This window comes from Pseudomonas moorei (assembly GCF_008801475.1).
Taxonomy (GTDB): domain Bacteria; phylum Pseudomonadota; class Gammaproteobacteria; order Pseudomonadales; family Pseudomonadaceae; genus Aquipseudomonas; species Aquipseudomonas moorei.
Map to the genome: position 1 here is coordinate 85,198 of NZ_VZPP01000001.1, position 13,865 is coordinate 99,062.

General features: G+C 59.9%; 10 protein-coding genes. 3 read left to right on the forward strand and 7 right to left on the reverse strand.

The features are described from left to right. Nucleotides 1-49: 49 nt before the first annotated feature. From F7R06_RS00410 to F7R06_RS00425, 4 genes are all read right to left on the reverse strand, one after another. Complete coding sequence (locus tag F7R06_RS00410) at nt 50-913, reverse strand: LysR family transcriptional regulator (RefSeq protein ID WP_090322755.1); 864 nt, start codon at nt 911-913, stop codon at nt 50-52. A 211-nt stretch (nt 914-1,124) separates the two neighbouring features. Next, nucleotides 1,125-2,972 (reverse strand): amidohydrolase, encoded by a 1,848-nt coding sequence (locus F7R06_RS00415; protein ID WP_162493944.1) that lies wholly within the window; start codon nt 2,970-2,972, stop codon nt 1,125-1,127. A gap of 294 nt (nt 2,973-3,266) precedes the next feature. Beyond that, a complete protein-coding gene (locus tag F7R06_RS00420) occupies nt 3,267-3,581 on the reverse strand; it encodes an SCP2 sterol-binding domain-containing protein (RefSeq protein ID WP_090322748.1) in 315 nt (104 codons plus the stop codon). A 64-nt stretch (nt 3,582-3,645) separates the two neighbouring features. Then, a complete protein-coding gene (locus F7R06_RS00425) occupies nt 3,646-4,356 on the reverse strand; it encodes a histidine phosphatase family protein (protein ID WP_090322745.1) in 711 nt (236 codons plus the stop codon). A 200-nt stretch (nt 4,357-4,556) separates the two neighbouring features. Between F7R06_RS00425 and sohB the strand changes: the two genes are divergently transcribed. Then, complete coding sequence (sohB, locus tag F7R06_RS00430) at nt 4,557-5,579, forward strand: protease SohB (RefSeq protein ID WP_090322743.1); 1,023 nt, start codon at nt 4,557-4,559, stop codon at nt 5,577-5,579. 236 nt (nt 5,580-5,815) lie between these two features. After that, entirely contained in the window at nt 5,816-9,673 is a 3,858-nt protein-coding gene (locus tag F7R06_RS00435) for a dermonecrotic toxin domain-containing protein (protein ID WP_245706702.1), read from the forward strand. A gap of 49 nt (nt 9,674-9,722) precedes the next feature. On the opposite strand, the gene F7R06_RS00440 is transcribed toward F7R06_RS00435, so the two are convergent. Both F7R06_RS00440 and F7R06_RS00445 read right to left on the reverse strand, forming a co-directional pair. Next, nucleotides 9,723-10,217 (reverse strand): DUF934 domain-containing protein, encoded by a 495-nt coding sequence (locus tag F7R06_RS00440; protein WP_090322739.1) that lies wholly within the window; start codon nt 10,215-10,217, stop codon nt 9,723-9,725. After that, nucleotides 10,201-11,859 carry a nitrite/sulfite reductase gene (locus F7R06_RS00445; RefSeq protein WP_090322737.1) on the reverse strand — a complete coding sequence of 553 codons (1,659 nt, stop codon included), beginning with the start codon at nt 11,857-11,859 and terminating at the stop codon, nt 10,201-10,203. The genes F7R06_RS00440 and F7R06_RS00445 overlap by 17 nt, the downstream gene beginning before the upstream one ends. A 523-nt stretch (nt 11,860-12,382) precedes the next feature. Between F7R06_RS00445 and F7R06_RS00450 the strand changes: the two genes are divergently transcribed. Beyond that, nucleotides 12,383-13,468: an ABC transporter substrate-binding protein gene (locus F7R06_RS00450; RefSeq protein WP_090322734.1), complete on the forward strand. Its 1,086-nt coding sequence runs from the start codon at nt 12,383-12,385 to the stop codon at nt 13,466-13,468. A 6-nt stretch (nt 13,469-13,474) separates the two neighbouring features. On the opposite strand, the gene F7R06_RS00455 is transcribed toward F7R06_RS00450, so the two are convergent. Continuing rightward, nucleotides 13,475-13,693, reverse strand: coding sequence for a DUF2970 domain-containing protein (locus F7R06_RS00455; RefSeq protein ID WP_090322732.1), 219 nt, complete (start codon nt 13,691-13,693; stop codon nt 13,475-13,477). Nucleotides 13,694-13,865 lie beyond the last annotated feature (172 nt).

Below are 13,865 nucleotides of genomic sequence, written 5' to 3' on the forward strand. Positions count from 1 at the left end.
GCTGGCCAACCTCGATGACACAAGTGCCACGATCCGGTGCAAGGTGGACTCAGATCAGCGGGTTCCAGCGCTGCGACCAGTCTTCATCGGACTGGATGACGTCGCGCAGCAGGTCGAAGGCCCGTTGCAGGGTTTCCGAATCGCGGTCGCGGGAGTAGACCAGATAGGTCGGGTAACTGAACTCCGGGGCTTTCGGGACTTGTTCCAGCACGCCGCTCTCCAGGTAGCTCTGCACCACGCGGGTGCGGAAATAGCCGCTGCCGCCGTTTTCCAGGATGTATTGCAAGCCCAACGGGCCGAGATTGAAGGTCAGGGCGGCTTTGGCTTTTTCCGGCAGTGCGGCATCGTGCTGACGCCGGAAGTCCTGGCCCCAGTCAATGTAGACGTAAGGCTCGGCCCGCCCGGGCTGACGCACGAGGACCAGTTTTTCCTCCAGCACTTGTTCGACCTGCAAGCGTGGCCAGTATTCGGGCTGATAAACCAGCGCCGCGTCCAGCACCCCCAGTTCCAGCTGGCGCAGCAGGTTCTCGCCGTCGCGGATTTCCATGCGCAGTGCGTGACTGGGGATTTTCTTGCGCAGCTCGCCGGCCCAGCTGAGCATCAACGGGTTGCACAGACTGACCTCGCCGCCGATGTGCAACACATCGTGATATCCCTCGGGCAATGGCAAGTCCCGTCGCGCGGCTTCCCAGGTTGCCACCAGTTGATTGGCATACACCACGAAGGCTTCGCCGTTGGGCGTCAGGCGGGCGCCGGCGCGGTTGCGCACAAACAGGGTGCTGCCCAGTTGGCTTTCGAGTTTCTGTACCCGTGCGGTGATCGCGGTCTGGGTGACGTGGAGCTTCTCGGCCGCTGCGGCAAGGCTGCCATGGCGGACGATTTCCAGAAAGGTGCGGGCGAGTTCGATGTCCATGGGGTGGCCGGTTCGAGAGGTGCACGCATTGTAAGAGTCTCGGTGGCCCGCCGATACCCTGGACTGATCCCTGCCATAAGAGGCGCAATTTGGGGGAGCGAGCCTGCTCGCGAAGACGTCGTGTCAGCCGACGTCACTCTTGAATGACACATTGCTTTCGCGAGCAGGCTCGCTCCCACCATTGGATTGGTAGTGCTGGCGAGATCGTCGTTTAAAACGCAAAACACGAACAGCCAAACGCGCCCCAGAACCCACGGAAGTCGCTCACCGGCGCAGTCGACAACCGCGCACGCTCGTGACTGTGTGCATGTACCGCACAGGCGCCGACGCATTGATGGACTTGCGCCGTCAGCGGTGCCAGCGGCTTCCAGTGTCCCGGCACTTTGGCCACCGGTGACCATTCCGGCACCACGGGGATCGGTGGCGGGCCGAGCTTCTCGAACTCGACGCTGCCGTACACGATCTTGCCGTCGACGATGGTCAGCACCGCTTCGATGCCTTTGATGCCGTCGTCTTCGATGTGGAAATAGTCCGCCGAGAGCGCAATCAGGTCCGCCAATTGCCCGACCTTGATCTGGCCTTTCTTGCCTTGTTCAGACGAGAACCAGGCGCTGCCATGGGTGAACAGCTCCAGCGCGGTGTCGCGGCTCAGGCCTTGAGGTTGAAGCGCCAGCCCGCCGACAGTCCGGCCGCTGACCAGCCAATACAGTGAAGTCCACGGGTTGTAGCTCGACACCCGCGTGGCATCGGTGCCAGCACCCACTGGCAAGCCCTCGGCCAGCATGCGGGCAATCGGCGGTGTGTGCTCGGCGGCTTTGGCACCGTAGCGGTCGACGAAGTATTCGCCCTGGAACGCCATGCGATCCTGAATCGCGATACCGCCACCCAGGGCTTTGACCCGCTCGATGTTCCGCGGGGTAATGGTTTCGGCGTGATCGAAAAACCACGGCAAACCGGCAAAGGGAATATCGCGATTGACCTTCTCGAACACGTCGAGCATGCGGCTGATGGATTCGTTGTACGTGGCGTGCAGGCGGAAAGGCCAGCGTTGCTCAACCAGGTGTCGAACCACCGGCTCCAGATCCTGTTCCATGCTGGACGGCAGGTCAGGACGAGGTTCGAGGAAGTCTTCGAAATCGGCGGCGGAGAACACCAGCATCTCCCCGGCACCGTTGTGCCGCAGGAAGTCGTCGCCCTGACCGTACTGCGAGGTACTGGTCCAGTGCTTGAAGTCGGTCAGTTCTTCCTTGGGCTTTTGAGTGAACAGGTTGTAGGCGATGCGCACGGTCAGTTGTTGCGCTTTGGCCAGTTGCTGGATGACTTGATAGTCGTCCGGGTAATTCTGATAACCGCCGCCGGCATCGATCACGCTGGTGACTCCCAGGCGATTGAGTTCGCGCATGAACTGACGTGTCGAGTTGACTTGATATTCCAGCGGCAGCTTCGGTCCCTTGGCCAGGGTTGAGTACAGAATCATTGCGTTGGGTCGGGCGATCAGCATGCCGGTGGGGTCGCCGTTGGCGTCCCGCTGGATTTCGCCGCCCGGAGGGTTCGGTGTATCGCGGGTATAGCCCACCACTTTCAGCGCGGCCCGGTTGAGCAGGGCTCGGTCGTACAAATGCAGGACAAATACCGGGGTATCGGGTGCTGCCTTGTTCAATTCTTCGAGGGTCGGCAGACGCTTTTCCGCGAACTGGAATTCGCTCCAGCCGCCCACCACCCGTACCCATTGCGGCGTTGGCGTGCGGTCAGCTTGATCCTTGAGCATGCGCAGGGCATCGACCAGGGACGGCACGCCTTCCCAGCGCAGCTCGAGGTTGTAGTTGAGGCCGCCGCGGATCAGGTGCAAGTGCGAGTCGTTGAGGCCGGGAATTACAGTACGGCCATGCAGGTCGACGACTTGTGTGGCGGGGCCTTGCAAAGCCATGGCCTGGGCATCGCTGCCGACCACCACGAAGCGCCCGTCCTTGATCGCCACAGCACTGGCCTGGGGTTTCTTGCGATCAACGGTGTGCAGGCGTCCGTTGTACAAAATGAGATCGGCGGGGGTATCGGGCATGGTTTTACTCCCTGCTGACAGCGGGCTGATCCGGGCACCCGCGGCGCCTGCCGAAAGGCCTTGCAGTACACTTCGGCGATTGACGCCGTCGTGCTCTTCAGGTGGGCTCATGGCAGTGCTCCGCGTAAAAGGATCGAGGGGCAATCGGTCGATGTCTGACGCATGCGGCCAGAAGGAATATAGCCGGCTATTGCGCAGCTAGCCGTATTGCTTGCGCCAGAAACGACGAATCCCGCCACTGGGGGCGGGATTCGTTGGCAATCGGGCGTGCTCCGATGGTTGGGAGCGACAGGCTTAGCCCGGGAACAGTTCGGACAGTTTCATCGCCAGCATCATGTCGCCTTCAGCGCGCAGTTTGCCGCCCATGAACGCTTGCATGCCGTCGGTTTCGCCGCTGACGATGCCTTGCAGGGTTTCGCCGTCCATCACCAGAGTGACCTGGGCGTCCGGGTTTTCGCCTTCTTTCAGCTCGCAGGTTTTGTCTTTGACAACCAGCGAGAAGTTCTTGGTGTCGTCGATGCGGAAACCGAAAACCAGGTCCAGACCGGCAGCAGCGTCTGGGTTGAACTTGGCTTTCATTGCTTGTACGGCATCAGCTACGGAGGTCATGGTTCGATCCTTTCTTGGGTAATTAGAGCTGGGTGATTACAGCCAGGGTCACAATAGTCCGGACTCAGCGAAACGTGATGAGTTCCGGGGCCTTCAGCAGTTGCAAGTGCGCATGACTGTTGAAGGAAGCCAGTGCCACCTCGCGACCACGAAACTTCAATTGGTTGAGCGAGGTGTTGACGATTTGCCAGTTCAATTCAAACGCCTGTGCGGCAGGTATTCGCGTAATGAGGTGAAGCAGGGCCGTGATGGTGCCGCCGGAAGTGAATACGGCGATTTTCTGGTGATTGCCGGCTTGTTCGAGGATCCGGTTCAGACCGGCCTGAACACGTTCGACAAAGCCTGGCCAGCTTTCCAGACCTGGTGTGTCGTAGGTACCAGCGAGCCAGCGATCGATGATCAGGGCGAATATGCGCTGGAACTCCGCGCGGTTTTGCGCGGCATTGCGCAGGATGTCCAATGCTTCCGGCTCATCCTGCAACAGGGCCGGGAGCAGGGCGCGGATCACGGCGTCGGCGTCGAATTCATTGAACGCGGAATCGGTTTCCAGGATCGGAGCCGGCAGGCCTACGGCAGCAAACTGTTCCAGCGCGCTGTTGGCCGTGTGTTGCTGGCGGCGCAAGTCGCCGGACAGGCATCGATCGAAGCGGATACCGAGTTCGGCGAGGTGTTGGCCAAGTATTTCCGCCTGGCGTATACCGATAGGCGACAGGACGTCATAGTCGTCTGCACCAAAGGAGGCCTGGCCATGTCGAATCAAATAGATACTGCCCACGTCCGCGTCGTCCCGGTACGTTGAAGGTTTGGCGAGGTTATGAGGATGGCGGTGAGCTGTCAATGAAAAAACATACGCTTGTTTGAAATGCTCGTTGGACGCTCGTTGCCAGAGCTTTCACAGCTGGTCGCAAGGCCGGCGCATGGGTATGCTGGAGTCATCCGCGCGCGTTCATGCCGCGCATCGTTTGAGGAGTCCCTGTGGAGTTTTTCACCGAGTACGCCAGTTTTCTGGCCAAGACCGTGACCCTGGTGATCGCCATTTTGGTGGTCCTGGCCAGTTTTGCGGCATTGCGCAGCAAAGGTCGACGCAAGGCTGCCGGGCAGTTGCAGGTCAGCAAGCTCAATGATTTCTACAAAGGCCTGCGTGAGCGCCTGGAGCAAACCCTGCTCGACAAGGACCAGCTCAAGGCCTTGCGCAAGTCCCAGGCTAAAACCGAGAAAAAGCAGAAGAAAAAAACCGAGGCCAGGTCCCGGGTGTTCGTGCTGGATTTCGATGGCGACATCAAGGCATCGGCAACTGAAAGCCTGCGCCATGAAATTACCGCACTGCTGACCCTCGCCACGCCCAAGGATGAAGTCGTGTTGCGCCTGGAAAGCGGCGGCGGCATGGTCCACAGCTATGGCCTGGCTTCCTCGCAACTGGCGCGTATCCGTGAAGCGGGCGTGCCATTGACTGTCTGCATCGACAAGGTCGCGGCCAGCGGTGGCTACATGATGGCGTGCATCGGCCAGAAGATCATCAGCGCACCTTTCGCGATCCTTGGCTCCATCGGCGTGGTGGCGCAGTTGCCCAACGTCAATCGCCTGCTGAAAAAGCATGACATCGACTTCGAAGTGCTCACCGCCGGTGAATACAAGCGCACCCTGACCGTGTTTGGCGAAAACACCGAGAAGGGGCGGGAGAAATTCCAGGAAGACCTGGACATCACCCATCAACTGTTCAAGAACTTTGTCTCGCGCTATCGCCCGCAACTGGCGATCGACGAAGTGGCTACCGGTGAAATCTGGCTCGGTATCGCGGCATTGGACAAGCAACTGGTGGACGAACTGAAGACCAGTGACGAGTATCTGGCCGAACGCGCCAAGCAGTCCGAGCTTTATCACCTGCACTACGCCGAGCGAAAAAGCCTGCAGGAGCGCATCGGCATGGCGGCCAGCAGCTCGGTCGACCGCGTCCTGCTGAGCTGGTGGGGCCGATTGACCCAGCAACGCTTCTGGTAACTCAGGCGGAATCGAGAGAAATCAGGCCGGGGCATTTGCCCCGGTTTTTTTTTGCCTGGCAATCTCCATGGTTGTCCTCCAGGACGCGGCGAATTCTCCGAGGGCAGGCGGCGATCCGTCCTGTTTTCGAGGGCGTGGCGGCTGGTTATGTTGGTGCTCCTTTTATTTGCCATGGAATGCACATGAATGACCAACCGCGTGACCCTCACATTGCGCTCACCACAACTGATCGGCCCATGCACGAAGCATTGAATTCGCTGGTCAGCAGTGCTTTGCCACAATCTCCCGAGCAATTCGGCACACAATTGATCCGGAAAAAATGGGGCGAGGACATCGACCCGCAGACCGCCCACCTGACAACACTGGATTACCACTACCGGGGGCACCCGCCACAGGACGGGATCGAGCAAGGACAGGTCGCGAGCTCACGGACGCTGGTGCAGGCCTTGCTGTCCAATTATCAAACCGTCGGGGACGGGCGTTTCGCGGAAACGGTTTTCGGTCTTTACACGCCACCCGACGTCGGCCCGTCCATTCGCATTGTCCAGAACGTCGATGAATTCGCTGACCACGGCAATGGCAACCACCACACCTACGAAGGCATTTATCGGCAAACCGTGCCGCAGGTCTATGGGCCAACCACGCAAATCGCCCTCAGGCCAGCAGACTTCAAGCAGTGGGTGTGGCAGCTGAATCTGAAAACCCGCTATCAGGCCTATCTCGAAAGCGCCTGGCCCTCGGATGAGCAAATCGCCGGCGCCGCACCTTGCGACCTGAGGACCTCAGCCAAGGCCGCCTTCGTCATGAGCGCGTTCCTGCAACATCAGGAAGGCAGCTTGACCGGCGAAGGGCTGGCTCTGGCGCTGCTGGCGTGCGGTTTGCCGGCCCGGCAGACCTGGGAGGCATTGACCATCGCTCAATTGAGCGCCGCAACCCGCGTCCATTCGCCCATCGTCGCCGGTCGCCTGACGATCTACCGTTACACCTCGACCGATCTCTGGTGTTTTCGCCAGCACACCGGCTCCAGGGTCTTGCTGTACATCCCGGGCAACTCCTCACCGCTGCATGAGTTCGTCGATATCCAGCACCTGCGCCAATGGGTCGTGGCCCAAGGCAAGGTGGCCGAGACAAGTCGGGCGTTGGCTGCGCACTTTGTCGAAGAGGATCGCCAGGACGGCACCTTCCATGCGGGCGTGTTGACTGCGCTGGAGGGCATGGTGGTCTTCCCCAGGGAGCACTGGTTGAAAAAGAACGCCGGGTTTTTCAACAATGACGGGTTCTGGGACCCGCAGGATTATGTGGGCATCGAGCGCTCACCCGCGGCCGCTGACCCGTTCGCTGAATTGGTGCTGACCATGAAGCAGGCAGCCATGGCCAGCGTCAACAACATCCGTGATGATGCCCAGGTCAACCGAGACGACTTGAGCGCGGTGGTGGAACCGCTCGTGCAGTGGATCAACCGCCTGGGCCCTTTGGCGTTGTTCATTCCCGGAGGCGAGGGCGTGCTGGTGCTGGCCGGGATCATCGACGCCGGTTATGGCATCAACCAGGCCGTCAACGGTGACACTCCCGAGAAGCGCTCGGAAGGTGTGACGCGCACGATCCTCGGCTTGCTCAATGCGCTGCCGCTGGCCAGATCGATTGCCGAACTCAAGGTCGAAGGCCATGTGGCCGAAACGCTGCACGAGTCACCGGAGCCAAGCAGCGAGTCGAGCATCCAGCCAGTTACCGACACAACGCTTCAGCCCGCGTCCGCGCCGGCTTTGTCGTCGCCCACGACACGCCTGGAACTCATGCGCGGAGTCTGCACACCCTTCGCTTCCTTCAGCGACGAGGTCCTGAGCCAGATCGCGCGTGTCAGCACGGTCGACGACGACATGTTGCGTTTGATGCTGGCCGGACGCCCGCCGACTCCGCTGCTGGCTGATACCATCACCCGCTTCAAACTTGACCGGGAGCTTGAAGCGATCGCCGATCCGGCGACACGCACCGGCTTGTTCAACTCCCGCTATCAGGCGCTCCAGCACTCGGGTCATGAGTGGGTCCGCTTGTTCCAGCGCGAGTACCCCTGTTTGCCAAAAACCGTGGTGGAGCAAATCCTCGACCGTTCGGGCGTGGAGATCGAACGCCCGGTTGATGTGGCCGAGGCGCTGAAAGTGCTCAGGCGACTGGACGGCAAGGCGCGAGAATATCAGCAGCATGTCAGGCTCAATCGAGCCTATGAAGGCCTGTACTTGCGCTCGATTGTCCACCCTGAGTCTGACGTCCTGGCCTTGCATTCACTGGTACGGTTACCTGGGTGGCCGACATCCTTGCGCATTGAGGTGCTGGAAGGGGCGGAGGGTGGCCGGCTGCTGGATCGCTGCGGCCCACTTGTTGCGCTCGATTGCCGACGGTTGATCAAGATCGCGGATCGCTATTGGCCGTCTGCGGCGTTGAAACCTGGTCGTGAAGGCTCGGACCTGTTCACTGCGCTGGTTGACCTGTTGTCCGTCGAAGAGCGCACCGCATTGTCATTGCCCGCACCCGCTCCGGCAGGCGAGTTGCGCCTGCGCCTTGGCGAGCGAACGTTGTCCCGTACCGAATTGATGCTTGGCCTCAGCAGAATGGATTCGAAATTGCCTTTCGAAACCCCTGCACTTCGCGGCGGCGGATTTCCAAATACGCTTCAGGGGGCGTCCCTGAGCCGTGAAGTCGTGCGATTGCAGGTCAGGGAGCTTTACCCGGACTTCACCGATGCACAGGTCGACGAGTTGTTGACGGGCGCCGGTGCCGGGGCGCAGGCGCTGCTGGAGCGCCTGACCCTGCAATTGCGACAACTTCATACCGATCTGGTGCATTGGATCGACCAGACCGTGTCGGATCTCGATGACATGGATCTGGATTTTCTTGCCGTTGGCGATGAAGGCACCGCGGGCATGACCCCTCAGCAGGTGGCGGCGCACAATGCTGAGATGCTGGAGCACGTGATCGAGTACGAGCGCGAAACCAGGAGAGAGCTGGCCGACGAATTGATGCTCCTCTGGCAGAAGTGCCCGCCCGAAGGCAATAAAGTCATGTCCGAGGGGGTATTCGCCGGCTACCGGCTCGATCTGGGGTTTGAGGACTACCACCGCTTGCCGGTGATGAACGTTCGATTCGATGAAGTCATCGAACTGTCGATGCAGGCGCTGCACCTGGTCGAACGCGAATCTCTGAATGGGTTTCTGGAAAGTTTCCCTAACCTGCGCACGTTGAATCTGGAGCGTATCGACCTGCGTCTGCCCAACCCGGATGGCGTGCTGGAAGGTCGCCTGCCGCCGGCGATCCGGCAAATGAAGCGGCTCACTTCGCTCAACCTCAAGTCGACGTTTCTGACGTTCAAGGAGAATACGGCTGCGCAACTGAGCGACTTGGTCGGTTTGCAGAACCTGGACCTGAGCGACAACCCTTTGGACGTTGCGCCTGTCGTATTGGGGATGAAGGCACTACGGGTGCTGAAGCTGAGCAATACCGGGATCAGTCACTGCCCGATCGGTATCGTCGATGAGCCGTTCATGACCTCGCTGGACTTGCGTCACAACCGGATCAGCCGGGTTCCCCAGGCGATACTGAACCAGGCGGTGTCCCGGGACCGGGTCTGGCTCTGGGACAATCCGCTGACGGACGAGGAGACACTGTCGCGTCTGGTCGACCACCGTGAACGCACGGGCATCAATCTGTGGCTAAGCCAGCCGGGTGCAGGGTATGGCAGTGCCATGCCGTGGCTGCAAGAGGGTGATGAAATGTTGCGGGCGGCGCGGCAGCAGGTCTGGCAACGGCTGGCGGCCAGGCCATTGGGCGGTGCGTTTCTGCGTGTCATCGATGGATTGAGCCTGATGGCTGATTTCCAGGTGGGTTACCTGATCCTGCAAGCCCGGGTATGGCGATTGCTGAATGCAGCGGAGGCTTCAGAGGAGCTGTGGGGCTGGCTACGCCAGTGCATGGAGGCGAGGACGCCCGATGCGGAAAATCCGTTCAGGCTGTTCACTATTCTGGAGGACCGCGTGCGGCTTTACGTGGACTGGGTCGCCTTGGGGCGGCCAATTCCGATGGCCAATCTTCCGAATCCTTGATCGAAAGGTGAAACGCCTTGAACCCCGCAAAGGGTTCAAGGCATCACGATCAACGGCGACGGAACAGCGGCAGCGGTTCGTCGGTGGCGGCCTGGTAAGTCACCGAGAAGTCCTTGAGGCTTTCCAGCGCTTCATACGGATCTTTGTCGGCGCGCAATGCAAAGGCATCGAAACCGCAGCGACGCAGATAGAACAACTGGTCGCGCAGCACGTCGCCAATCGCCCGCAGTTCGCCTTTGAAACCATAACGGTCACGCAGCAGGCGGGCGTTGGAGTAGTTGCGGCCATCGGTGAAGGCCGGGAAATTCAAGGCGATCACCTTGAAATTTGCCACGTCTTCGCCGATTTCTTCGGCTTCTTCATCGGCATCCAGCCAAACGCCCAGGCCGCCGTCGCGGGCCTTGAGCATGCGGCTGTGTTCGCGCCACAGCGCCAACGGGACGATGTAGTCGTCGCAGTTGGTGATCTCGTCGATGCTGAAATCCTTGGGCAGCAGGTGCCAGGTTTCGTCGACGACTTCGTTGTTCTTAATGATTCGCTGCATAGACGCGTTCCTTGAAGAGGTCGATGCCAATACGCTGATAGGTGTCGATGAAGCGCTCGTCTTCGGTACGCTGTTCCACGTATACGTCGATCAGCTTCGAGATCACGTCCGGCATGTCGTCCTGGGCGAAGGACGGGCCGAGGATCTTGCCCAGGCTGGCGTCGCGACTGGCGCTGCCACCGAGGGAGACCTGGTAGAACTCTTCACCTTTCTTGTCCACCCCGAGAATGCCGATGTGGCCAACGTGGTGGTGACCACAGGCGTTCATGCAACCGGAGATGTTCAGGTCCAGCTCGCCGATGTCGAACAGGTAATCCAGGTCATCGAAACGACGCTGGATCGATTCGGCGATCGGGATCGACTTGGCGTTGGCCAGGGAGCAGAAGTCGCCACCCGGGCAGCAGATGATGTCGGTCAGCAAACCGATGTTCGGCGTGGCGAAGCCTTGCTCACGCAATTCGCCCCACAGGGTGAACAGTTTGTCCTGCTCGACATCCGCCAGAATGATGTTCTGCTCGTGGGACGTGCGCAGTTGACCGAAGCTGTAGCGGTCGGCCAGATCGGCCACGGCGTCGAGCTGCTTGTCGGTGATGTCGCCCGGCGCAACGCCGGTCGGCTTCAGGGACAGGGTCACGGCAACATAACCTGGCTGCTTGTGGGCCTGGGTGTTGCGCGCGCGCCAGCGGGCGAAACCCGGGTGCTGCTGGTCGAGTTCGGCCAGCTTGGCGTTCTGGTTGTCCAGCGCCTTGTAGTCCGGGTCGACGAAGTGTTTGGCAACGCGATGCACTTCGGCTTCGGTCAGCGTGGTCTGGCCACCGCGAAGGTGCTCCATTTCCGCATCGACTTTCTGGGCGAAGACTTCTGGCGTCAGCGCCTTGACCAGAATCTTGATCCGCGCCTTGTACTTGTTGTCGCGACGACCGTAGCGGTTGTAAACCCGCAGGATGGCGTCGAGGTAGCTCAACAGGTCTTGCCAGGGCAGGAACTCATTGATGAACGCGCCCACCACTGGCGTACGGCCCAGGCCGCCGCCCACCAAAACACGGAAACCCAGCTCGCCAGCGGCGTTATGCACCGGCTCCAGGCCGATGTCGTGGACTTCGATGGCGGCGCGGTCAGAGGTCGAACCATTGATGGCGATCTTGAATTTACGCGGCAGGTAGGCGAATTCCGGGTGGAACGTGGTCCACTGACGGACGATCTCACACCACGGACGCGGGTCGATCAGCTCGTCGGCGGCGACACCGGCGAACTGGTCGGTGGTGACGTTGCGCAGACAGTTGCCGCTGGTCTGAATCGCGTGCATCTGCACAGTAGCCAGTTCAGCCAGGATGTCCGGAATGTCTTCCAGCGCCGGCCAGTTGAACTGCACGTTCTGCCGGGTGCTGATGTGGGCATAGCCCTTGTCGTAGTCACGGGCAATCCTGGCCATCATTCGCATCTGGCGCGAAGTCAGTTGGCCATAAGGCACCGCAACCCGCAGCATTGGCGCGAAGCGCTGGATGTAAAGCCCGTTTTGCAGGCGCAGGGGGCGGAATTCTTCTTCGCTCAGCTCGCCTGCCAGATAGCGTCGGGTTTGATCACGGAACTGCTTGACGCGGTCCTCGATGATCCGCTGATCGTACTCGTCGTATACGTACATATAAGTCCTGTTCTCAGGCTTGGGCCGGTCGGAAACAGCGGCGTTTTTTTGCTTGCTGGAATCCGATAATACCTCGGCAATTCTGCGCGCACGGCCGCGCACTCCCCACGGAGCCGGGGCACGATACCAGTTTGCAGTTATGCGCAAAAGTGATGTTTGAGTATATGTAAAGAACCAAATCGCCTAATGAGAATCGTTGTGGCAATGACCCTGTTTGTGGTGCGGGCAATCGTCGTCTTTACTGTGATCGAGTCTTTATGCAATCACCGATAAAACCGACAAGAGGCGATGCAATGAGCAACCCTACTAAAGCGACAAAAAGTGATAGCACGGTCGACGCCTGGGCGATTCTGTTCCTGATCATTCTGGTCGTCGGCACAGCGGTATATTGGGTGAGTCACCAGTAAACGACCCCGTCCGGGCCTCGTTCTGACGATTGTCGGACAAAAACCGGAATAAACGCCGTTTTACGGACGTTCGCTGGCTATAATGCGCGGCGTATTTCCGGGGGCTCGGACGACCAATGTTGAAGTTTCTGTGTGGTGCATTACTGGCGCTGGGCACGGTCGTGGGACCTTCTGCCCAAGCGGAATCAGTACTGTTCCTGAATCCGGGGACACCCAGGGAAGTTTTCTGGACCAGCTATTCGCAGTTCATGCAGGCCGCCGCCGATGATCTGCGCATCGACTTGCGCATCGTCTATTCCGACCGTACCTCCGAAATCACCATCGGCCAGGCGCGAGAAGCCCTGCTGGGACCAAGTCGCCCCGATTATCTGGTGTTCGTCAACGAAGAAAGCGTCGCCCCTGAAATCTTGCGTCTGGCAAAGGGCAGCGGTGTGAAGCTGTTCATGGTCAATAACGCTCTGAGCCCGGACCAGATGCGTTTGCTCGGTGCACGTCCCGACAAGTATCCCGATTGGGTGGGCAGCCTGGTGCCCAACGATGAGGAGGGCGGCTACCTGATGCTCAAGGAGCTTATTCGCCTGCACCCTCCGGCCGCCCCGGGCCAGGCCATTGACCTGCTGGCCTTCTCGGGATTGAAAATCACACCATCCGCGCAGTTGCGCGAGAAAGGCATGCGAAGGGCATTGGCCGAACACCCTGAAGTGCGCCTGCGACAGCTGGTTTATGGTGGCTGGACCCGGGAACGGGCCTATGAGCAGGCCAAGCTGCTATTCAAGCGCTACCCACAGACATCCCTGGTGTGGACGGCCAACGACGAAATGGGTTTTGGCGCGATGCAGGCTTTCGAAGAAGCGGGCGGTAAGCCCGGCAAGGATGCGCTGTTCGGCACCATCAACAATTCACCCGCCGCCTTGCGTGCGTTGCTCGATAAGCGATTGAGCGTGTTGTTGGGCGGGCATTTCAGTTTGGGTGGCTGGGCGTTGGTGCAGTTGCATGACTACGACCAGGGTGTCGATGTCAGCCAGTATGGCGGTCGTGACCGGCAGATTCCGTTATTGCAGGTAATTGATCGGGCACAGGCCCGGCGACTGCTGGCGATGGGCAGCGCTCAGAATTTCGGTGTGGATTTTCACAAGCTGTCGGCCAGGGGGCGGCCGATCTCATACCGTTACCCGTTCAGCCTGCAGACCTTGATGCACTGATTCGCTTCAGAGACCGGCCATAAGCAGCACCAGTTTCACGATGCCGAACAGCGCCAGAGCGAACACGGCCGTGAACAGCACTCCCAGGATCACGAAATGGCTGGGTTTGCCGTGGGTAAAATCCCGCGCCCGATTCTTCCCGCTTTGCACCCCGAACGCCGCTGCCATGACGCTATGCAGCATTTGCCAGAAGGTCGGCGGCTTGTTGTCGACTGGATCGTCCATAAATCCCCCGTCTGAAGGTAGATCCTTCAAGCATAGCCAATCTGCTGACTCGTGCCGTGGCCTGTCGTTGCGCGATTGAAGCAGGCAGTTACTGATTGCCACTGACGCCATATTTATCTACCGCTGTCAGGCCTGTACGAAATGATGTTCTGACGCTCCAATTATCAGGAGC

Excerpts from the sequence above, each read along its gene's own strand:
- F7R06_RS00410 (WP_090322755.1), bottom strand. The coding sequence starts at position 913 with ATGGACATCGAACTCGCCCGCACCTTTCTGGAAATCGTCCGCCATGGC.
- F7R06_RS00415 (WP_162493944.1), bottom strand. The coding sequence starts at position 2,972 with ATGCCCGATACCCCCGCCGATCTCATTTTGTACAACGGACGCCTGCAC.
- F7R06_RS00420 (WP_090322748.1), bottom strand. The coding sequence starts at position 3,581 with ATGACCTCCGTAGCTGATGCCGTACAAGCAATGAAAGCCAAGTTCAAC.
- F7R06_RS00435 (WP_245706702.1), top strand. The coding sequence starts at position 5,816 with ATGCACGAAGCATTGAATTCGCTGGTCAGCAGTGCTTTGCCACAATCT.
- F7R06_RS00440 (WP_090322739.1), bottom strand. The coding sequence starts at position 10,217 with ATGCAGCGAATCATTAAGAACAACGAAGTCGTCGACGAAACCTGGCAC.
- F7R06_RS00445 (WP_090322737.1), bottom strand. The coding sequence starts at position 11,859 with ATGTACGTATACGACGAGTACGATCAGCGGATCATCGAGGACCGCGTC.
- F7R06_RS00450 (WP_090322734.1), top strand. The coding sequence starts at position 12,383 with ATGTTGAAGTTTCTGTGTGGTGCATTACTGGCGCTGGGCACGGTCGTG.
- F7R06_RS00455 (WP_090322732.1), bottom strand. The coding sequence starts at position 13,693 with ATGGACGATCCAGTCGACAACAAGCCGCCGACCTTCTGGCAAATGCTG.